15 protein-coding genes are annotated in these 20,423 nt (G+C 64.8%); 6 read left to right on the top strand and 9 right to left on the bottom strand.

What is annotated here, in order from left to right; all coding sequences use genetic code 11:
- Positions 1 to 253: 253 nt before the first annotated feature.
- Both IE243_RS19755 and IE243_RS19760 read left to right on the top strand, forming a co-directional pair.
- On the top strand, positions 254 to 1,063 hold the full coding sequence (locus tag IE243_RS19755; protein ID WP_191321061.1) for a helix-turn-helix transcriptional regulator: 810 nt from the start codon (positions 254 to 256) through the stop codon (positions 1,061 to 1,063).
- A gap of 366 nt (positions 1,064 to 1,429) precedes the next feature.
- On the top strand, positions 1,430 to 2,263 hold the full coding sequence (locus IE243_RS19760; protein ID WP_191321062.1) for a methyltransferase, TIGR04325 family: 834 nt from the start codon (positions 1,430 to 1,432) through the stop codon (positions 2,261 to 2,263).
- 539 nt (positions 2,264 to 2,802) lie between these two features.
- Here IE243_RS19760 and IE243_RS19765 read toward each other — a convergent pair.
- Positions 2,803 to 3,447 (bottom strand): LuxR C-terminal-related transcriptional regulator, encoded by a 645-nt coding sequence (locus IE243_RS19765; RefSeq protein ID WP_191321063.1) that lies wholly within the window; start codon positions 3,445 to 3,447, stop codon positions 2,803 to 2,805.
- A gap of 605 nt (positions 3,448 to 4,052) precedes the next feature.
- On the opposite strand from IE243_RS19765, the gene IE243_RS19770 reads away from it, so the two are divergent.
- Positions 4,053 to 5,900, top strand: a complete 1,848-nt coding sequence (locus IE243_RS19770; RefSeq protein ID WP_191321064.1) for a polysaccharide biosynthesis tyrosine autokinase — start codon at positions 4,053 to 4,055, stop codon at positions 5,898 to 5,900.
- 730 nt (positions 5,901 to 6,630) lie between these two features.
- On the opposite strand, the gene IE243_RS19775 is transcribed toward IE243_RS19770, so the two are convergent.
- Entirely contained in the window at positions 6,631 to 7,974 is a 1,344-nt protein-coding gene (locus IE243_RS19775; RefSeq protein ID WP_191321065.1) for a polysaccharide biosynthesis/export family protein, read from the bottom strand.
- A 731-nt stretch (positions 7,975 to 8,705) separates the two neighbouring features.
- Here IE243_RS19775 and IE243_RS19780 point away from each other — a divergent pair.
- The gene (locus IE243_RS19780; RefSeq protein ID WP_244643271.1) at positions 8,706 to 9,971 is read left to right on the top strand and encodes a glycosyltransferase; all 1,266 of its coding nucleotides are present in this window, start codon (positions 8,706 to 8,708) and stop codon (positions 9,969 to 9,971) included.
- A 507-nt stretch (positions 9,972 to 10,478) separates the two neighbouring features.
- Here the strand turns inward: IE243_RS19780 and IE243_RS19785 are convergent.
- Complete coding sequence (locus IE243_RS19785; protein ID WP_191321066.1) at positions 10,479 to 11,606, bottom strand: glycosyltransferase family 4 protein; 1,128 nt, start codon at positions 11,604 to 11,606, stop codon at positions 10,479 to 10,481.
- Between the two features lie 219 nt (positions 11,607 to 11,825).
- Between IE243_RS19785 and IE243_RS19790 the strand changes: the two genes are divergently transcribed.
- Positions 11,826 to 12,974: a glycosyltransferase family 4 protein gene (locus IE243_RS19790; RefSeq protein WP_191321067.1), complete on the top strand. Its 1,149-nt coding sequence runs from the start codon at positions 11,826 to 11,828 to the stop codon at positions 12,972 to 12,974.
- A gap of 451 nt (positions 12,975 to 13,425) precedes the next feature.
- On the opposite strand, the gene IE243_RS19795 is transcribed toward IE243_RS19790, so the two are convergent.
- The 3 genes from IE243_RS19795 to IE243_RS23610 all read right to left on the bottom strand — a co-directional run bounded on the left by IE243_RS19795 (position 13,426) and on the right by IE243_RS23610 (position 15,409).
- Positions 13,426 to 14,640: an ABC transporter substrate-binding protein gene (locus IE243_RS19795; protein ID WP_191321068.1), complete on the bottom strand. Its 1,215-nt coding sequence runs from the start codon at positions 14,638 to 14,640 to the stop codon at positions 13,426 to 13,428.
- A 156-nt stretch (positions 14,641 to 14,796) separates the two neighbouring features.
- On the bottom strand, positions 14,797 to 15,099 hold the full coding sequence (locus tag IE243_RS23605; protein ID WP_244643273.1) for a glutathione S-transferase family protein: 303 nt from the start codon (positions 15,097 to 15,099) through the stop codon (positions 14,797 to 14,799).
- Positions 14,990 to 15,409 carry a glutathione S-transferase N-terminal domain-containing protein gene (locus tag IE243_RS23610; RefSeq protein ID WP_308432088.1) on the bottom strand — a complete coding sequence of 140 codons (420 nt, stop codon included), beginning with the start codon at positions 15,407 to 15,409 and terminating at the stop codon, positions 14,990 to 14,992. The genes IE243_RS23605 and IE243_RS23610 overlap by 110 nt, the downstream gene beginning before the upstream one ends.
- Before the next feature lie 278 nt (positions 15,410 to 15,687).
- Here IE243_RS23610 and IE243_RS19805 point away from each other — a divergent pair, with 278 nt between their 5' ends.
- A complete protein-coding gene (locus IE243_RS19805; protein WP_191321069.1) occupies positions 15,688 to 16,368 on the top strand; it encodes an SDR family oxidoreductase in 681 nt (226 codons plus the stop codon).
- A gap of 63 nt (positions 16,369 to 16,431) precedes the next feature.
- On the opposite strand, the gene IE243_RS19810 is transcribed toward IE243_RS19805, so the two are convergent.
- From IE243_RS19810 to galE, 3 genes are all read right to left on the bottom strand, one after another.
- Positions 16,432 to 17,223: a histidine kinase dimerization/phospho-acceptor domain-containing protein gene (locus IE243_RS19810; protein ID WP_191321070.1), complete on the bottom strand. Its 792-nt coding sequence runs from the start codon at positions 17,221 to 17,223 to the stop codon at positions 16,432 to 16,434.
- Between the two features lie 54 nt (positions 17,224 to 17,277).
- Entirely contained in the window at positions 17,278 to 18,939 is a 1,662-nt protein-coding gene (locus IE243_RS19815; protein ID WP_191321071.1) for a CYTH and CHAD domain-containing protein, read from the bottom strand.
- 113 nt (positions 18,940 to 19,052) lie between these two features.
- Complete coding sequence (gene galE / locus IE243_RS19820) at positions 19,053 to 20,042, bottom strand: UDP-glucose 4-epimerase GalE (RefSeq protein WP_191321072.1); 990 nt, start codon at positions 20,040 to 20,042, stop codon at positions 19,053 to 19,055.
- Between the last annotated feature and the right edge of the window lie 381 nt (positions 20,043 to 20,423).

The following is a 20,423-nucleotide window of genomic DNA, read 5'->3' on the forward strand; positions in this document are numbered from 1 at the left end:
GCCAGGCTGTCAAGCCAACCTGCTGATACCACTCAACTTAATTTCTGATCAGACACTTATGTGCGGCAGTTCGGGAATACGCATCCATACGCTGTATGGCGCAGTTTCCCGAGGTTGGCGGTCGTTGCGTGCAGTCAAACGTTCAGCCCGGGCAGTTGCTGCTTTTGGGGTCGGATGTCTGCGCCAACGGTTGCCGATGCGCCGCGCGGAGGAAGGGTGCGCATCAGGAGTATGGCGGCGACAGGAGGCAACCGTGACAGAAACTGCTGCAATGATCGACGACCGGAAGCGGCCCCACCTGAATGATGGCTGGTCGCCAGCAATGCGCCCCAACGCCCCGCGGCGCGATGAATTGGCGGTTCCGCGCGCCACGGACCTCGCGGCAGATTTTGCCATGACGCCCGCCGCGCCATGCACCGTGGTGATCGAGCCGCGAATTTTCTTTCGGGATTGCGTGCTTGCCTCGCTTGAGAATGTCGCGCCCACGACACGCTTTCTTGCATTCGGGTCTGTCGAGGAATGGGCCGAAAGCGACGACGTGCTGGCGACAGACCTGGTGGTTCTGTGGCGGGCCGCAGATGAGGTCTCCCCGGGCGGCGTCGAGGATATCGCCAGGCAGGTCTCGGCGGTTCGCAGGGCGTCGTCCGATGCGCCGCTCGCGCTGATGTCAAATCATGAAGATCTGGATTTCGTTCAGAGAGTCATGGACGTCGGCGCCAACGCTTTCATTCCCACAAGCCTCGGCCTGAAGGCCACCATCAGGGTGTTTGACCTGGTGCGGGCCGGCGGCGCCTTTATTCCGGCCTCCTGCCTGGCCTCCGCGGCGAAGCCACAGGCGGCGCAGGCGCCCGGTTCGGCCGAATTGGCCGGCCTTTTCTCTCCAAAGCAGCTCGCCGTCGCCCGCGCATTGCGCAAGGGCATGCCGAACAAGCTCATCGCATACGAGCTCAACATGTGTGAAAGCACGGTCAAGGTGCATGTCCGCACGATCATGAAGAAGCTCAAGGCGCGCAACCGGACTGAAGTCGCGTTTCTGACCCAGAGCCTGGGCGCCGCCAGCTGACAGACGCGCCGGTCGGGCATGCCAAATGGGGCGCGTCTGACCGGCGGGAAGCGCGCGTCTGGATACCGGACGGGTCTGTGCGCCTTTGTCGTGCTTCCTGTGATGCGAGCAAACTGCCCTGAAAAGGGGAGGCTCCTGGTGGTCTGTTTCCGGCATTCGCATCCCTTGATGCAGAGCGGTGGAACGCATGCCGGAAACGGAAGGCCCGCCATTAACTTATTGATGTTATGGTAGAATTATAAATTTGACGTTTGCTCGCCGCCTAATGTGAAGGTGGAAGCAAATGTCGAATTCGATCCGCCAATTTCTGGGGCCGCCTGGCGCGCGCCCATTTGCCTGTCCTGAAAAATCCTGGGGGGAAAATTCATGTCAGCGCTAACATCTGTTGCGCGTATATCGTTGTGTCGCACCGGCGTCGGAGGGGTTCTCGGCCAGTTGCCCGGCGCCAGCGCCGCTTATGGCCGCTGGGCGCTGCACCGGCGTGATGTCGGCGGCGTGTTCAGCGGCTGCTTCGATTCCTGGCACGAGGCAATCGCCGCGATCCCGGCCGGTCGGCTTGCTGGTTGGGACAATGACGCGGCCGCGGCGGTGTTTCGCGGTCCGCTGCCGCGACAGCCCAGCGTCTACGCCGCGAAATTCTGGCTGTCGCAGCTGCTGCGGCCGGGCGACCGGGTTCTTGACCTGGGCGGCGGCGCGGCCGTCACGCAGCGATTATATACGGCGCTCGCCTCCTTGCCGGAGCGGGCAAGCTGGACAGTCGTGGAAACGCCAGCGGTGGCGCGCGTTGGCGCGAGTCTGGCCGATACAGGCGAACTGCGCGACGTGACCTTTGTCGACACTCTTGATGCGGCTGGCCCGTGCGATATGTTTTTCTCCGCGGGGGCCATGCAGTACATGCCCGATGGTCTCGACGTGCTGGTAGGCGCGCTGGCGAAACGGCCCCGGGCCATTGTGCTGAACAAGCTCCCGTTGTCGCGCGACGAAGACTACTGGACCTTGCAGAATTTCGGTCCCGCGGTCTGCCCATATCGTGTGTGGCGCAGGGATGATTTCATCACGAGGATCACGGATCAGGGTTATGCCCTGGTGGACGCCTGGGATGTGGCCGAACTGTCCTGCGACATTCCTTTCCATCCACGGCTCTGCGTGCCGATGTTTTCCGGCCTGACCTTCATCAGGGCGGACGCGGCGACCTACTGACGCTGGCGCCCTGGCTGCCAGGGCCTCATGGCGACAGCACGCGGAGGGTGCCTGCGGCATGCGGTTGCCGCAGGCGCGACCAGGGCATTCGCGGATGCGCTTCAACAGCTTTCCAGCGGGCGTGACCGGCGCAGGAAGGCAGCGGGACAAAACCGCAACCCGCCCCGCAACCTGCCGTCAGGAGCCCGCGGGGCGCCGGCCAGAAGCAGACGCGCGCGTCGCTACAGAAGGGCGAGACCAGGGCGCGCCGCGGTCAGGAAACAGGCGAGGAAAATGTTCCCCATGCCTGGGCAGGGACCTGCGGGTTTGCATGTCGCCCGGGATCCGGAACAGCCAGACAGTCACACGGACCGCCAGGACGCCGCCCGCGCGGCGTGCGATCTGGACGCGCGCCAGCGCGCGCCCATCGTTGATGCTGGTTTGGATTCGGGCAGGGCATGCGCCAGCGGCTTGTCCGTCTCGCTCGCTGAACGATCCGTTTCATGCTGTCCGGCCTGGCCATCACGCCAGACATGGGATGATGGAGGTTGCCGGCGTGCTCATGCGCCGTCAAGGAACAGACCCTGCGTGCGAAACGCCACTTCAGTCCGGTTTTTTACCTTAAGTTTCTTGATGATATTGCGGACATGAACCTTGACCGTGCTTTCGCTCATATTCAGTTCTACCGCGATGACCTTGTTCGGTTGCCCTTTGCGCATTGCGCGCGCGACTTCAAGCTCCCGCGGGGAGAACAGGTTGAGCAATTGCCTGTCCGAAGGGCTGGAGTCGTGGGGGCGACCGGCGCCCAGAAGGTTCGCGGGCACATATACTCCGCCAGCGCGTATGAGCTTGAGCGCATGCACCGTAACTTCCAGGGAAACGCCAGGCGAGAGATAACCGCGCGCGCCAAGCCGGATGACTTCGCTGGCCTGGACGGGATCGTCATGGGCCGCGAAAACCGCGAACGCCAGATCAGGCGCGATTTCGCGCGCAGCGGCGATTTGGGGAGACAACTGGTCTGACAGCGCCCCCCCGGGAGGGACGCTGCTGCAAAACAGGATCAGGGAGGTCGCGTGGGGATTGCCGTCCCGCGCCCACGCAGCGACGTCCGGATAGGTCTCCATCGTCGTAGTGGGATCGAACGCGGTCAGGGAAAGGGCGATGCACTCGCGCACCAGTGCGCGGGGCTCGATCAGCACCGTCATGCCATCGCCTGGGCCCCTGTCATCCGCGGCCGCGCCATTGGCGCCAGGCCGGTCCACGGTTCCCAGGACGCCATAGGGGATCATTGGTCTGCTCCAGCGGGCGCGCCCGGACGACGCGAGCGGCTGGCCCGCGCCAGTTGCAGGTCGCGCGGGATGATGCGGTTGAGCAGGACGCGGGGCATGCGCAACTCCTGGGGGCCTGTGGTTGATGGGTGGCGGGAGACTGCGACGACGCAGGAGCCCCGGTCCGTCATGTTCAATGGCCAGGTGGGCGAAGTCACCGCGCCAAAACGGGCAGGCAGTCCTATCCCTTTGGTCAGTCGTGCGCGCCGCGGCCTCGTCTGAAGTTGGGGGGGGCGCCGGCAAGCGGTTCCGCAGGCGCGGCTGCCGCCGGCTCCGTTGAAGCTTGCGCGGCCTGTCCCGTCTGGTGAAAGCCGTGCCCGCCGCCAGGCCGCGCCCACGGGTCAACCACCTACCTCGTTTGGGCGTGTTTGGCGTGGAATGGGGTGAACCTAGAATTTGCCGGCGCCGATTGACCTGGTCGGAGGGCTGGTTCACCCACGCCAGCCGTGGCGGGATCACGCATATGGGTGATGGACGATGTCATGGCTGCAGACCGCAGAAACATTCCCGCTGTTGTTCCCGAGACCGGCGGCCGGGAGCAGGCCCGTGCGTCGGGCAGGCGCGAATTTCTGGAGTTGCGAGAGATTGGCGTGCTGCTGCGGCGTTACGGGCCGCTGGTTGGCTGCGCCGCCCTCGCAGGGCTGGTTGTCGGCGCCATCTGGGCGTTGATGACGCCCGCCGCCTATACGGCCACCGCCCAGCTGGTGATTGACCCGAAGGCCGTTCAGCTGTCCCGGGAGGAGGCGCGGGAGCAGCCTGGCTCTATCGAGGCGGCGCAGGTTGAAAGCCAGATGGCGGTGATGCGTTCGGATCGCATCGCGGAGCTCGTCATCAACCGGCTCAATCTGACGAAGGAGCCGATCTTTGCCAGCGCCGTGCGGGGAATTGATTCGCCGACGGCGGCGACGCAGGTGGCGATTCGTATGTTCGCGCCGAAGCTTGATGTGCGCCGCCAGGGCCTTTCATACGTTATCGACGTTTCATTCACGGCGCCCGAGCCGGCCCTTGCCGCGAAAATCGCCAATGCTGTCGCAGACGCCTATGTCGATGACGCCCGGGACGCGCGGACCGCGGCGGCGCGCGTCGGCTCGGAATGGCTGGAGCGCCGCGTGGCCCAGTTGCGCCAGAACATGAACGAAGCGGCGCTGGCCCTGCAGGAATTCAAGGCCGGCCGGGACTATCGCATCTATCGACGCCAGCCGCAGGGCCAGGCCCCGGCGCAAGGGGCGCCTGGAGCCAACGACGCGCGGGCGGACCAGAACGTGCGCTTTGATCGCAATACCCTGGAAGAACTTGAGACAACGGCGCAGTCTTACCGGAAAATCTATGAAACCGCCCTTCAGGGGTATGCGGAAGCGGTCCAGCGCCAGTCAAACCCGCTGATCGAGACGCGCATGCTGTCGCCGGCGACAAAGCCGTTGGGCAAGAGTCAGCCGCGCACCAAGCTGATCATGGCGCTGGGCATGCTGATAGGGCTGCTGGGTGGAACCGGGGCGGCGGTGCTGCACTGGAATCTCGACTCCAGCCTGCGCTCGGCGGCCGCGGCGCGCGAGGCGTTGCTGGCGCCTTGTCTTGGTCTGCTGCCCATGCTGTGGCGTCCGGCCTTGCGCCGGAGCTGGCTGGCAGGTCGCAGCTGGCGGGCGCGACTGCGTTTCCTGCTGTTGCGCCTGATCAGCCGTCGTCGTTCGCAGGCAATCGCCCTGTTCCGCAAATGGGATTTTGTCAGGCCTGATCCATTTCAGCAGTCGATGGCCAATATCATGACCATGATGGCGACGCTGGAACGGCATGAGAATGTTCGTGTGATTGGCGTGACCTCAGTCCGCCGTGGCGAGGGAAAAAGCACGATCGCCAGCAATCTGGCCTGCCTGCTGGCTGGCTCGGGTTTCCGCATCCTGTTGATCGACGCCGATTTCAGGCGCGGCGCCATCAGCCGGGCGGCCGGCTTCAATGACAATGGCAATGGTCTCGCCCACGTCCTGCTCGGGCGGGCGCACGTGCGCGACAGCGTGGTCACGGCGCCCAATTCCGGCGTGTCATTGTTGCCGGCGGAGGCCAGCGCCGGCGCCACGTTCGACGCCCTGCTGGGGTCGGGCGCGATGTCACGTTGTCTGGAAGAGGCGCTCACAGGGCATGATCTGGTGATTGTCGATCTGCCATCGATGGAGGAAAGCCCTGGCGCCATGGCCGTGGCGCCGCTGCTCAGCGGCGTGTTGATGGTGGTGCAATGGGGAAGCACGCCCGCGGATGTGGCGGCAAATGCGGTTGAGGAGCTTCGCGACGCCGGCGGGCGTATTATCGGTTCAGTCCTCAACAAGGCGGCAGCCTGAGCGCAGTCCGGATCCGTCCGCCGCGCAGCGGCGTCTTCGCTATCCATGTGGGTCCATCCGGGCGGAACCGTCGGGGCGATCGGCGGGAACAGTCTGGCGGCCCGCCTTCTGGTCAACCGGTTGAGGGCGCGCTGTGGCTCCCGCGTGTGGTCGCTGCGATGCGGGCGGCGTCCGGCTCTCCCGCGTGAGATGACGCGCCGCCACGCCAGGTGGCGAAAGGGCCGCGCCGGCTGTTGCCTCTGGCGCGTGGGCCTCATTCCAGAGCCCGGCTTTGGCGGCATGAAGTTGCCGGTCCTGTTGGGCGGCAACGGCTTTTGCATGCCTGTCGACAGAATCTGATCCGGGACTGGAGACGTACGCTCCGTTCATGAATCGCGCGTCGTGGCGTTCGGAAGGGCGCGAGAATACGCACGGTCAGCGGCAGTTTCCTGGGAAGAAGCCAACGCGGGGACCCGTCCTCTACATTTCCGGTTTGCCAGGGGCCGCCTGCGACGGCGCGACGCGACCCGGACGGCGGCGCAACAAGGGCGGCCAGTTTACGCGTGAGAGAGAAGAGAGGATCTGTCGCGTCGTGTACGATGCGCGGCCTCGCGGCGGAGCATGCTTCTGGCGCCTCCTGGCGTCCAGAGGTTGAACTGCCCGTGAAAGCGCCTCCTGAACGCGCGGAAAAACCCCCATCGTTGTGGATGGAGGTTATTCCTGTCAGGCGTGGTTAGGCCGCCGGCTGTTTTCAGTTGAGGGCCACTGGCGCCCGGTCCGGCCGGTTGGCGGCCCTCGCCGGCGCGGGGGGCGCGGCGATGAGCCCGGCGGCGGCCGTGGCCGCTCCGGCCGCCTGGTCGCGCGGCGGGGGAGACGGCATGGTGACCTTGACCATGTCGCCAGGGCCGACGGCCGTGCTCTCGGTGGCGACGATCGCCTCCCCCGGCGCCGCGGCGCGGACCAGCGTGAAGGTCAGCCCCTGCCGCATGGCGTCGCGGCGAGCGCCGCTGGCGCCGGCCGTCATGGCCTCCTGCAGCAGATCCTCATTGACGGCGCGACGGTTCATCAGCTCTCGCAGTCGCTGGTCGGTTTCACGCAGTTCAACAGCGATCTCGCCTTCGCGCTTGCTGCGCAGCTCGACCAGGCTGATTTCTGCGCGCGATGCTTCCTGCCTGGCGCGCAGAATGCTGGTTTCAAGACGCAGCCGGTCGCCCTGCAATTGCGCCACGGTGCGCTCCAGGGCGAACTGGCGCGGTGCGGCGGCGAGCCCCTTGCCGACAAGGCTGGCTACGCCGTCCAGCTCCTTCTGCACCAGCTGGCTCTGCCTGGCTTCCGTGTCGAGCTGTCCGGCGAGCGATTCCCCTTCCTTGTCCAGGAAACTCTTGAGGCTTTTCAGGGCGTTTGTCTGGGTGCGGAACGCGTCGCGCCGGGTTGTGAAGATCAGCGTCTCCTGCTCATAGGCGTCGCGCGAGCGGGCGCCCTCGTGGACCAGTTCGGGCGGTATGGAGAAGGAATCGGCGTTGGCGGCCTCCGCTTTCAGCCGCGCCTGGCGCATCAGCAGGGCTGTGCGGGCCAGGGTCAGGCTTTCGAGTTCGCCGCGCGCCGCAATGGCTTCACGCTGCCGGGCGTTGAAATCGATCGAGCGCACTTCGCCGCCGGCGAGGGCGACGGCCTGAAGCACCGTGAGGCCCGGACGGAAGGGAAACTCGCCAGGCTTCATGACGTCGCCCGTGATGTAGAACGGCCTGTACTGCACCACCTCGACTGTGGTGTCAGGTTTTTGCACCAGCTGCATGCGATTGCGCAGCGCCTCGCCGACAGCATTGGCGACGGCGGATGGCGTGAGGCCCCCCGCGTCGATCTCGCCCACCAGCGGCAGGGACACCTTGCCATTGGCGCCAACCATGAACTCGTCGTTCAGGCCTTCCCATTCGACAATCTTGTCCTGGGCCGGACGCCATTCGTACACCTTCACGCGAAGGCGGTCCTGTGGTCCCAGCAGATAATCAGTCGCATGGGCGGGCGAGGCGGCGAAGGCCGTGACCTGAAGCAGGCCGGCGATCGCCAGGGTGGAGCTGATGGCGCGCCGTTTCATGTGCGTTTGTCCTGAAGCTTGAGGATACATTGGGGTTCAACCCGGCCGCGAAGCGCATGCGCGACGGCCAGGCCGCCCCGCAGCAAGTCGTGGTGATCGCCCCACGGTTGGGGGTGCGCTCCGCGCGCCCCAAAAGCGCAACGCATGTCGTCGCCTTCTGGCGCCTGCTGCGGGCCCCTGTCCAACCGCGCCCTGCCTGGCTCCAGGGGGCGGATCGGGTCGGGCAACCGCCGCCCTGCCGGGCGTCGCGGCCGCCTGGCGGCAGGCCGGGGCCGGTTGATGATGGCCATTACGACGGTGACGTGCATGTGCAAAACCTGATCTGCGACCTCCGGGCACCCACGCCGCGCCTCCCGTCCTGCTGCGCGTATTCAGGCGGCTTGCGCCGCTCCTGAGCGCGCTCAGGCATAACGCTACGGCGCATGGGCGCCCGGATTGCTTTCAAAGTGCGCAAGGCCGGCCACCGCGCCGAGTACCGAAATGGGTCCGGCTGACGTGCAAACCGGCTCCGGCAAGGCGCAAAAGTTGTACTCTAGGGCTGCTGACTCCGCTTTTGGATGAGTTTGGGCAAAGCGCCGTCATCCCGATAGTTCAGGAGTTCGCGCCAGCAGGCGCGGGTCGGCTCGCCGGGCGTTTGTGAGGATGTCCGCGATCCGCGATGTGAACCAGAACCGGATTTCCTGGGCCGCCTCGTCTGGCCCTGTATCTGGCCATCAGACCGGCGGACGTTCATGACCTTGATTCCCATGCCAACGACGGCGACGACGCAACCTGGAAACGACAATCGGGGCGTTATTCAGGAGTTGCGCGCGGCTGGCTGGCGACAGCAGAGGGCTCTTCCGGGCGACCGGTCAATCGCGCTTGTTCACGATTGGTGTCCGTCATTCCGGGGTGGCGAGCGCGTGCTGGCTGAGTTGGGCCGGACCTTCGGCGCCCGTGATTTGTATACATTGTTCGATTTTCTGGATAATGACACCCGGACGGTGCATTTCGACGGCGTTCGTTTTCATACGTCTCCAGCCAACAAATGGCCTGGCGTGCGCAAATACTACCGTCATCTGTTCCCGATTTGCCCGCTGCTGATGGAGCAGTTTGACGTCACCAGTCATGACGCGGTGATCTCCTCGTCCGCGGCGTTCGCGCGCGGCGTCATCACCAGGCCGGACCAGCCGCACCTCTGTTACGTGCACAGCCCGGTGCGTTACGCATGGGACGAGCAGTTTTCCTATCTGGAGCAACTCCGGTTGGGCAACGGTCCAAAGGGGTTGCTTTACCGGGTCCTGATGCATCGGCTGCGCAACTGGGACACCCGCACGGCGTGGGGACCGGACGTGATGGCGGCCAATTCCAGCTATGTCCGCGCCCGCATCCGCCGGATTTACGGACGTGACGCCGAAGTGGTGTTTCCGCCGGTGAGCGCCCCGGAGGATGCCTGGAGCGCGGAGAAGGACGACTATTACGTCACCGCGTCGTTCCTGGCGCCCTACAAACGCACCGATCTGGTCATTCGCGCCTTCAACGCCATGCCGCGGCGGCGTCTGCTGGTGGTGGGCGAAGGGCAGCAGGCCAGGGCCCTGCGCGATCTGGCCGGTCCCAATGTCACGTTTACCGGCTTTCTGCCGCGCGATGACTATTTCCGGACGGTGGCGCGGGCGCGGGCGCTGGTATTCGGCGGCTGCGAGGATTTCGGCATCGCCCTGGCCGAAGCGCAACTGCTGGGCACCCCGCTGATCGCCTTTGGACGTGGCGGCGCCGTTGACATCGTGCGCACGCCGGATGAGTCGGATGATCCGACAGGCTTGCTGTTCCACCGGCAGGAGGACGCGGCGGTCATCGGCGCCGTCGAAGCTTTTGAGGCGAATCGCGGCCGTTTCACGCCCGCGGCCTGCCGCGAAAGCGCCGACCGCTTCTCGGTCGCGCGCTTCCAGACCGGAATCCGCCGGGCGTTTGATATGGCCCAGGACATGGCCAGGAGCGTAACGCGCGGCGAACGCTAGAGCGCTTTCCGATCAGCCGGAATCGGCTGATCGATCAGAATTCGCTCAAAACCAGGGGGAACTGGAGAAGTTTTCGGTCCAGGTTGATCGGAACTGCCCTAGTGGAGCGCATTTAACATGTGCATCCAGTCTTACATCGTGACGCGTAAAATATTAAACACATAAATTCAACTATAAAATCATTAAATTGCTGGCGGTTTTGTTTTCGATATTCGCTCTACAGTTCTGCATCGAGGGATGCGAATGTCGGAACGGGCCTGGAGCGTTTTGACGAAAAGTGAATCCCGCTTTTCATGAAGAAAATACGGCAAACTAAAACTATGGAGCATGTCAGGTGAACTGGCTTTCATCGAAATGCGCCAGAATATTTGCGCTCCGTCGCGCAGCCATGCGGGATGCGGAGGTTGGCCATGAACAACGCGCCCCTGACGGGCCGTTGTAACCACGATGGCGGGGCGCTCGCCCTGACGTCCGCCGGCAAATCTTGCCGCCGCAGGCGCTCCCCGCTCAGTCCCGCAACTGCGCCGGATTGTTCATCCCGTCGAGTTTCGCCATCAATTCGAGCCAGGCGAGGGCCGAATCGGTCCAGTTGAACAGCGCCGCCCGCGCCTTGCCGATGGCCGTCAACTTGAAGCGCAGGCCAGGATCGGCGCGCAGCGTGCGGAACGCTTCCAGCCACGCTTCCGGCTGACCGGGATCGGCATACAGCACGGCGTCGCCACAGATCTCCGGCATGCTGGCGCGGTCCGAGGTGACCACGGGACAGCCAAGCGCCATGGCTTCGAGCGGCGGCAGGCCGAAACCCTCAGCGAAGGAGGGAAAGGCAAGGCAAAGCGAACTGCCGGTCAGCGCCGCCATCTGGTTGTCTGTCAGCCGTCCGAGCGCCGTGACATTGCTGGAGGTCGCCGCCGCGCCGCTCCCCTGGAAGACCCGCGTGTCGAGGGAGCCGACAAGGGCGATCCTGAAACCGAAGGCGTCGAGGCGCGGCGCCAGCGCCAGCAGCATGCCCACGTTCTTGTGCGGCGCGGGGCTGCCGATGACCACAATGGTGTCGGCGCCCGCCGCCTTGCGCGTGGCGTCGGAGTGGCGCGGGGTCCAGCGCAGCGCATGTTCGTGGCCGTTGGGAATCACGGTGATGCGGTCCGCTGTTGCGAGGCCCCAGGCCGTGATCTGGTGGGCGGAATAGTGCGAGACGGTGACCAGGCGCGTCGCCCGTCGCGCCGCGAGGGGCGTGACATAACGGTGATAGAGCCGGTAGGGCAGGGAATAGCTCTGCGGAAACAGCCGTGTATTCAGGTCGTGGATGCAGAGGATCGTCCTGGGATGCAGCAGCGGCGCCGTATTGCACAGGCACAGCAGTCCGGCGTCGCGCGCCTGGCCGGGCAGCACGGCCTGTTCCCACACATGGCCTGAACCTGGACCAACGCGCCGCACCGGTATGTTGGGGAAGCGGTCTCCGGACGTGGCGCTGTCGACGCGCTCGGGCGCGAGGATTTCGACGGCCAGGTCGTCGGTCAATGGATGACGCTGCTGGATCAGGCGGTCCATGGCCGCCAGTATTTCCGTCGCGTAACGCTGAACCCCGGTCAGGGGCTGCCCCAGAAACCGCCCGTTGATCTTCCAGGTGCGCGCCATATGTGTCCGTCCCGCCTGACGACGCAATGGGCGCCGCACGTCCGCACTGTTGGCCCGAGGCCATGATTTCGCCATGCTGGCATTGGGCGTAAGGGGGTGAAGGCGTTTCTACGCCTTCCGGCGACTGGCCGGTTCCGGCAGGCGTAGCAGGCATCGCAAGGGCAGCTTGATCGGCGCGCGTTTCAGCCCGATCACCAGGGACGAACAGCGGATGATGCGATGCTCCCGATGCGCAAGTGGACGATCAATGGCGATTTTCTGACCCTGTCGCCCAACGGGGTGGCGCGCTATGCGCGTGAGGTGACCACGGCCATCGAGGATTTGCTGGCGGCGGGCGGACCGCTCGCCGACGGGCTTGAGGTGACGCTGGCGACGCCCGTCGAGCGGCACGATCTGCCGTTGCGCCACATCCGGACGGTTCATATCCCTGAATTCCGCCGTCCGCGCCTGCCCCAGGCCTGGGTGCAACTGCAGTTGCCCAGGCATGTGGAGGGCGGTCTGCTGAGTTTTTGCAACCTGGCGCCAGTGGCCGTGTCCCGCCAGATCGTCTGCATGCACGACGCCCACACCTGGCTGATGCCGGAAAGTTACGGGCGCATGTTCCGCCTGGCGCATCGCGTCATCATGCCGGTTGTTGGGCGCCGGGCGCGCGCCGTCGCCACCGTCTCGCAGCACGCCCGCCGTCAGCTCGCGGCGCTTGGCGTCGCGCCCGAAGACAGGATCGCGGTGGCCTGGAACGGTTGCGATCATGCCCTGCGCTGGCGGGCGTCGCGCTCGCCGCGCGATTATCGCAATCGCCGCCCGTTCGTGCTCTGCATCGGCCGTAACCAGCCCTACAAGAACATGGATCTGATCTGGTCGATCGCCCCGGCGCTAGCCGCGCGGGGCATCGAGGTGCTGGTGGCGGGCGAGGCTGGCGGCGCCGAAGCGCTGCGCCATGGGCCGAACATCGTGGCTCTGGGGCGCATCAGCGACGATGAACTGGCGGCGGCCATGGAGGCGGCGCTCTGTTTCGTGTTTCCGACGCGGATCGAAGGCTTCGGCCTGCCTGCCGTCGAAGCCATGGCGCGTGGCTGCCCGGTGATCGCCTCTACCGCCGACGCGTTGATGGAAGTGTGCGGCGATGCGGCCATCCATGTGGATCCGGATCATCCGGATGGATGGACGACGGCGATCATTCGCCTGCTGGAAAATCCGTTTGAGCGGTTGGCCATGGTGGCGGCGGGGCGGGCGCGGGCGCGCCTGTTCACCTGGCGCGGGGTGGCTGAAACCTGGCTGGGGCTGATGGCCGCCGTCGACGGCGTGCCCGTGGGAACGTTGCGGGATGCGGGCGCCGCCGCAACGGCGGCTGTGATGGTGCGCGCCTGAGAATGGCGGCGCGTTTTCCAGAAACGAACGCCTTCCCGATGAGAGCAAGGCTCCCGATTCAACATCGGCGGTCTTGCTCCAGAGCACGTTCCGTGAAAACCGGTTCACATGAAATGCTCTGTCTCTTTTTGGGTTGACGCGCATTCCCCGCGAGCCGTGAGTTCCGTAGCGTCTCGACAATGCTCTGGCGGTCTGTTTCCGGCATTCGTATTCCTTGATGCAGAGCAATGGAATGAATGCCGGAACCCGGCTGATCGCCAATAATGTCCTGATTTTCTGACAGTATTTATAATTTTAACATTTATCCGCCGCCTGATGCGAAGGTAGATGCAAATGTTAAATTCGTTCCGCCAGAGCGCTTTCCGATCAGCCGGAACCGGCTGATCGATCAGACTTCGCCCAAAACAAAGAGAGCTGGACCAGTTTGCAATCCAGATTGATCGAAACTTCTCTAGCCAGCGCCTTCGATAATTTCACCAAAGCGTTGCCAGCCCTTGCCGTCGAAACGCATGAGCTGCACTTCGCGGATGGGGAAGTAGTTGGTGGGGCTGGTGTTGACCCGGATGCCGGGCAATAGCATGGGCAAGGCGACGTCTTTCAGATTCGTCGCCTGTTTCATGACGTTTTCCCGGGAAAAATCGCCGCCGCATTGTTTCAGTACGGTCATGAGCGCTTCAGACACCAGATATGCGTACTGATTGTAGCCCTCGAGCGGATCGCCTTCAGGGAAATACTTTTTCATGAAGGCAATATAGTCAAGAATGGCCTTGTCCTGCCCCCACAACGGATCGGCCACATCTTTCATGTATCCGCATGAAATCACCCCAAGCGCGCGTTCGGGACCTGCCGGATTGATGACGCCCTTGATGGAGGCCGCGCCGTTCGCCATGAAATGCATGGGCTTCCATTGCAGTTCATGCACCTTGCGGATGGATTGGGCGACGAATTTGGCAGTCGTGCCGGAGAGCAGCACATTCGCTCCCGTCGCCCGCAACGCCACCAGCTGTGAATCGATCGTCGGATCGGTGACCTCATGCGAGACGGCCTTGGCCTGCGTGTCAAACCTCTCCTTGAGGACATCGCGCACGCCAGCGACATAGTCTTTGCCCAGATCATCGTTCTGGTAAAGAATCGCGAAAGTGGCGTTCGGGTTCTGCTCCAGGGCGTATTTTGTGTAGACCTGCGCTTCGATGCGGGCATTGGGCGCAAAACCCATGGTCCAGGGGTGATTGGTGTAATCGCCCCATTTGTTGCCGTTCACCGCGAGGAAAAGGTGCGGCACCTTCTTCTGGTTGATGTATTTGACGACAGCCGAATTGGGGGCCGTGCCCAGCATGCCGAACAGGAACGCCACCCGGTCGTTTTCGATCAGGCGCCGCGTCTGTTCCACCGTCTTCGGCGGGCTGAAGCCGTCGTCATAGATGATGAAGCGGATCTTGCGGCCGGCAATGCCGCCCAGCTCGTTGATCATGCGGAAATAGGCGGCCTGGCAGCGCGCCTGGACGCCAAGGGCCGAAACCGGACCGCTCAGCGACGTGGTGGTGCCGATCACGATTTCACTGTCAGTGACGCCGGTCAGATCGCCAGCGAAAGCCTTGCCGGAAAATGGCATGGCGCACAAGGCAGCCATGCCGCCAAGCACGCGGCGCCTGGTGGGTTGGGTCATCAATTTCCTCCCGGGTGCATTCTGTTATCTGTTATCACGCCAGGATGGCACAGGTCGGCGACGTGGAACAGCCGTTCCACGCGCGCCGTTGACAAATTGCAGTCCGGCTCGGGCTGACCGGGCGCGAGTACGCGGTCGCGACTGGCAGGCCCTGGCTCAGGCAGCTTCGCTGGCCAGGACTTTCTGCACGCTGACGTCGGCCGCCAGCCGGTCGTGCAGCGCCGATACATTCCGCAGGTCGCTGACGCCGCCAGGCAGCAGGCCGGACGCCCAGCGGATCATCGGGAAAACATACGCGTCGATGACTGAACGACGATCCAGAATCCACTCGCGGTTCGCCAGATGCGCATCAAGCAGGCCGAGGCGCTTGCGCACCAGCGCCTGCGCGGCCGTCTTCACCGCCTGCTGCCCTTCGGCGCTGGCGTCGGTGGTGTAGCGCGTCGGCGCAAACATCGGCACGAAGGCCGGATGCAGGTCGCCCGTGACGAAGGATGACCACCGATGCCGCTCGGCGTCGGCGCAGCCCCTTGCCGCCCAGCAGGTCGGCCTCCGGATGCTTGTGAGCCAGGTAATCGAGGATCGCCCCAGCCTGGGTCAGCGACCAGCCATCGTCCTCGACAAGCACCGGCACGGCTCCGGCCGGGTTCACGGCGAGCAGTTCCGGCGCCTCGCGGCGCACGCGCTTCGCTTCGAACGGCGCGCCAATCCATTCAAGCACAATGTGTGGGGCGAGCGAACAGGCGCCGGGCATGTAGAAAAGCGTTGTCATCAGGATCTCCGAGGCATTCCGACACGACGCTGGCTGGCGCAGGGACGCCAGTCAGCCAGGGGCGATCAGGGGGCCCTTGCCGCCCGGATCGCGCGGCTGGATTCTGCTGCGGAAGCGTCTCGCGGACAACCGCCATGATGCAGCTGGCTGGCCCCGCCGCGAAGCATTCAGGCGCCCCGGCCCGGAGGCGTCTGGTGGGGCCGTCTCCGGGCTCTTGCCAGCCGTCGCCGCCTGGGGAACCATATGACGCGCGCGGGGTGCGCATTGTGGAGATCCAGATGCGCAGGGCGATTGTGACAGGCGGTTCGGGTCTGATCGGCGCGGGCATATGCGCGGCGCTTGCCGCCGCCGGTTGGCAGGTCGCGAATTTCGATCTGGAGGACGGCGGCTGCGAAGATGCGCGCTTCGTTCCTTGTGACGTGAGCGATGAGGACGCCGTCGCGGCCGCTTTTGCCGAACTGGACTGGACCAGCCTTGACCTGCTGGTGAACAATGCTGGCGTCGCCGCGCCGGTGACCGGCCCGGTCGCTGACCTTTCCCTCGACAGGTGGCGCCGCGTCATCGACAGCCATCTTACCGGCGCTTTCCTGATGACCCGCGCCGCGGCGCCGCTGTTGCGGGAAAACGCCGTCATCATCAATATGGCGTCGACCCGCGCTTTCATGTCGGAGCCGTTCACAGAGGCATACGCAGCGGCAAAAGGCGGCGTTGTCGCTCTGACCCACGCGCTGGCTGTCAGCCTTGGCCCCCGTGTCCGCGTTAACGCCATCGCGCCGGGGTGGATCTCCGACTCTCCCGATCTGGCCACAGCCGATCATGAGCAGCACCCGGCCGGTCGGGTCGGGCGACCTGAGGACGTGGCTGAGGCCGTGCTGTTCCTCGCTGGCGCGGGTTTCATTACCGGCGAAACGCTGACCCTCGACGGCGGCATGAGCCGGCGCATGATTTATGCTGATTGATCCGCGCGGGCATCGCGTTGGGACGGCGCCCGGACTGGGCTTCTGACGGGTCGTTATGTCACCTCATATTGGCGTGACTGGTCCCCGGTCCGGGCCACGTGGCGGGCTCGCCGCCTTCAGAATTCCGACGGCCGGTAGCGCCAGCACGAAAGCTGGCGCACCGTCGTCGGATACCCGGACGTGGAGCGCGCCTGCGCTGCGGGCGAGGAACGCGAACAACTGCAACCATTCCGGCGCCAGTTCCGCCGCGTCCAGCACGGCGAGCAACCGACTGGCAAAGGCGCTGTCGCGGGCGGCGCCGGACAGGGTGACCGCGACGTGAGGGCTCTCGCTGCGCGGCAGATCATGCCAGGCGGGCCGCCCTTCAGCCAACCTCACGCGAATGTCGGGCGGGGGCAGCGCACTGGAAGGCCGGAGAATGGCGACCAGCGTTGCAATGGCGGCGTCGAAGCCGGCTGCGTCGGCTGACACCGCAAGACTTGCCGGGTCTTTCGCCAGTCCGGCGAGGCGATCAGCTACATCGAACGTCATCCGCTTCGGCGCCGCGGTGCGCGCCAGCGCCTGCAAGGCGCCGACCAGTCTGGCGGCGCGATCCGTGGCGTCCTGAATGGCGTGGAGATAGCGGCCCCGGCGCTCTTCCGGGAGATTTGGCATTCCCAGCAGTTCAGCCGAGCTTTGCAGGACGGTGAGCAGATTGTTGAACTGGTGGGCGGTTTCGCGCATCGCCTCGCCCAGGGCTTCTGGACCCCACGCCTGGTCCAGCGCGGCGGCGGCCCGGCGCGCCGCTGCGGCCAGCGCGGCGTCAATATCGGAAGCGGGCAGGGATGCGTCCGGGTCAGAAGCGTTGCCTGTCATGGCCGGAACACCTGCTTTGTGGCGCGAGCCATGACAACTCCCGATGATGATGCGTCAGCCCGCAGGCGTCTCCACAGCGCGGAACTTCTTCCACTGGCGGCGCAGATCGGCCATCGCCGCCTGCTGCGCGACAGCCTGCCAACCCAGCACGGCGCCCACGGCGAGCGTCGTGTCGTCGCCGAGGCTGGCGCCTTCCCGCCGCATCTCGTGAAGCAGGCCGACCGCGCCATGCAGATCATTGTAGCGACCGAACGCATCCTGGAGCCGCTCCAGCCGTTTTGCAAAGCGTTTGTTACCGTGTGTGTTCGCCAGGAACGGCTGAAAAACCTCCGCTATATAACGTAGCTTCTTCAGCGACAGGCGCGTCTGGTGCAGCGCAGTTGCGTCGAGGTGCGCAAAGCCGCGCCCCTTCTTGCGCACGCTGCGATATCGCTTGCCAAACATGCGCCGGGCCATGTTTCGGGCTGGGGCGTCAAAATCAGCGATGATTTCATCGGAAGCACCATCGCGCCAGCCGCGCCGGACGATCCATCCGCCAAGTGCGATAAGAAAAAGCGCGCAACGCCGGGAGGCGATGGCGGTCCCCGCCTGCTCCTGGGCCTGGCGGCGCATGACGTCGATACGACCGGCAAGCGCTGTGAAGTCCACGTCCGCCCCACACGCCTCCCGGGCTTCCTGCAAAACGCCGGTGGCGAAAACGTCGAGATTGCGGGCGTGACCCAACTGCGTCATCAGCCATTTGGCTTCAGCGCGCAGGTCCATCAGACTGGATGGCGCGGTGACTTTATGGATCACGCCCAGCAGGGAGCGGATGCGCCGTAGCGCCACGCGCAACTGGTGCACGCCTTCCGGGCTTGCGCCAGCCGAGGCTGCCTCCAGATTGTTCATGGCGTGGGCGTACATGGCGTGCAGGGCGGCTCCCAAAGCCACGTCGAGGCTGGCGCCTGCGTCGATCGCGACCGGTTCAGCCTTGACCGCGCCAGGCGCCCTGCCCAACGCCAGATCGTAGCCCCGGGCGGCCTTTGACCGGATTGCCGGGCGCAGGGCATGGTCACGCGTCAGGGCGTCCGCAAGCCCGAAGATCACCACTGGCGCACCGGAAACCAGTTCCATCTCGATTTCGCAAATGGGTTCGCTGCGGCCGCCGGAGACAATCTCCCCCCTGTCCGCCGCGATTTCGACAACGCCGGCTGGCGTGTGCAGTTGTCGCGTCTGCCGCGTCACGAGCGTTGAAAACAGCGGGCGCAGGGCGTCCGGATCAACATCCCGTCCACCGGCTTTGGCCAGCCAGGCCGCCAGTTGCTCCCTGTCCAGATCAGGACTGGCCACCGGAGCGTTCCATTCGTTGCGGCTGAAAGCCCCTGATGCGTCGTCCGATCCAGGCGTTTTCAGCGTCATTTCATAGGCGCCAGCCTTGCCGCGACGCACGCGCAACGCCCATTTGCGCAGCAGCAGCATGTTGTCGGGCGTGTCGAAATAGGTCGCCTCCAGCCGTGTCTTTTCAACCGGGCCCTCAGCATGTTGCAGGAGCACGGGCGCATTGCTGGCGGCTTTCAATGTCCGCGCATCACAGAGCAGTTTGATTTCGACTTCTGCAACAGGCGACGAAGCGTCAGTGGCAGGGCCGGCGGGACCTTCGGAAGGGGCGTCCACTTCGGGAGAAGGGGGCTGGGATTGATCGCCGGCAGATCGTCCGCCCACGGTCACCGGGGTCATGGCCAAAGTCTCCAGGGCGCCAGCCATCCAGGATGTGGACTGGCCCAGGGAGGCATTGTCCGCATGGGCGTGGAAACAGCAAGCGCCAACTTGCCGCTACGCGATGCCGGATTCTATCCAGATGCGGAATTCGTCAGCCGCTGCTCCCAGGCAAGGGCGGACCCGACGATCTCGTCGATGGAATCGTGTTGGGGCCGCCAGTCCAGCAGGTTCTGGATGCGGGCCGTGTTCGCCACGATCCGGGCCGGGTCGCCGGCGCGGCGCGGCGCGATTTCGACAGGAAGGGAGCGTCCAGTGATGCGTTCGACGGCGCGGATGACCTCAAGCACGGAGAGGCCCCGGCCATAGCCGCAATTGGCGATGAAGCTGTCGCCGCCGCCCCTGAGATGTTCAAGCGCCTCAACGTGAGCCTGCGCCAGGTCCGTGACATGAATGTAATCGCGGATGCATGATCCATCCGCAGTGGGATAGTCGACCCCAAAAACCTGTAGCCGGTCGCGCTTTCCGAGCGCCGTCTGGCAGGCGACCTTGATCAGATGCGTTGCGTTTGGCGTGGATTGACCCGTGCGTCCCTGGGGATCAGCGCCGGCGACATTGAAATAGCGCAACGCGGCGTATTTCAGGCCATGGGCGCCGGCGGCGTCCTGCAGCATCCATTCAGACATGAGCTTGGAGCGCCCATAAGGGCTGACAGGGGCCAGCGGCGCGTCTTCGCCAACGGCGCCGTCGCCGGCGTCGCCATAAACGGCTGCGGTGGACGAGAAAATGAAATGCCCGATGCCTCCGGCAACAGCGGTTTCGAGCAGGGCGCGGGTTTTGACGGTATTGGCGAGGTAATAGCCCAGCGGATCAGCCACGCTGTCAGGCACCACGATGCGGGCGGCGAAATGGGCGATGGCCGTGACCTGATGCTGGCGAAGGATATCCGCCATGCCGGCCTGGTCGGACACATCGGCCTGTATGAATGTCGCCGCCCTGGGAACCGCGGCCCGCTGTCCGGTTGACAGATCGTCGACCACAACAACGCGTTCACCAGCATCACACAGGGCGTGCGCCATATGGCTGCCGATGTAGCCCGCACCGCCTGAAACCAGCACCGCCATGACCGCTCCTTCCATAAACAACGCCCCTCGCCAGCAAGATCGCGTCTGCGAAGGGATTCCTGGCAGGCGGGAGGGAAGCGGTAAAGCTTCTTTCCGGGAGAGGGCGTGACGCGTGAGGGCGAGGTTTGCGGGGAAACTGCGTCGCTTACGGCTGGTGCAGGTTCCCGGGATGGGCGTGAGCGACGTTGAAACATGCAGGCCAGCGCTGCCTAAATGATGATAATTATTCCTTCTTCCAAAGGGTTACGGACAGTTACATCTGTTACGTCCACAGGCTGGCGGTGGATGATGTGACGACCGGATGAATGGGCGTTGACATGGTGGGGATGTGGGTCCTATAAGGCACCCATCGGCGGCGGGGTTCACCCGCTGTTTCAGCCA

Origin of the sequence: Camelimonas fluminis (assembly GCF_014656355.1) — a bacterium.
GTDB lineage: Bacteria > Pseudomonadota > Alphaproteobacteria > Rhizobiales > Beijerinckiaceae > Camelimonas > Camelimonas fluminis.

Bases quoted from the DNA above. Each gene is read 5' to 3' on its own strand.
- IE243_RS19760 (WP_191321062.1), top strand. From the start codon at position 1,430: ATGTCAGCGCTAACATCTGTTGCGCGTATATCGTTGTGTCGCACCGGC.
- IE243_RS19765 (WP_191321063.1), bottom strand. From the start codon at position 3,447: ATGACGGTGCTGATCGAGCCCCGCGCACTGGTGCGCGAGTGCATCGCC.
- IE243_RS19770 (WP_191321064.1), top strand. From the start codon at position 4,053: ATGGCTGCAGACCGCAGAAACATTCCCGCTGTTGTTCCCGAGACCGGC.
- IE243_RS19775 (WP_191321065.1), bottom strand. From the start codon at position 7,974: ATGAAACGGCGCGCCATCAGCTCCACCCTGGCGATCGCCGGCCTGCTT.
- IE243_RS19780 (WP_244643271.1), top strand. From the start codon at position 8,706: ATGACCTTGATTCCCATGCCAACGACGGCGACGACGCAACCTGGAAAC.
- IE243_RS19785 (WP_191321066.1), bottom strand. From the start codon at position 11,606: ATGGCGCGCACCTGGAAGATCAACGGGCGGTTTCTGGGGCAGCCCCTG.
- IE243_RS19790 (WP_191321067.1), top strand. From the start codon at position 11,826: ATGCTCCCGATGCGCAAGTGGACGATCAATGGCGATTTTCTGACCCTG.
- IE243_RS19795 (WP_191321068.1), bottom strand. From the start codon at position 14,640: ATGACCCAACCCACCAGGCGCCGCGTGCTTGGCGGCATGGCTGCCTTG.
- IE243_RS23610 (WP_308432088.1), bottom strand. From the start codon at position 15,409: ATGACAACGCTTTTCTACATGCCCGGCGCCTGTTCGCTCGCCCCACAC.
- IE243_RS19805 (WP_191321069.1), top strand. From the start codon at position 15,688: ATGCGCAGGGCGATTGTGACAGGCGGTTCGGGTCTGATCGGCGCGGGC.
- IE243_RS19810 (WP_191321070.1), bottom strand. From the start codon at position 17,223: ATGACAGGCAACGCTTCTGACCCGGACGCATCCCTGCCCGCTTCCGAT.
- IE243_RS19815 (WP_191321071.1), bottom strand. From the start codon at position 18,939: ATGACCCCGGTGACCGTGGGCGGACGATCTGCCGGCGATCAATCCCAG.
- galE (WP_191321072.1), bottom strand. From the start codon at position 20,042: ATGGCGGTGCTGGTTTCAGGCGGTGCGGGCTACATCGGCAGCCATATG.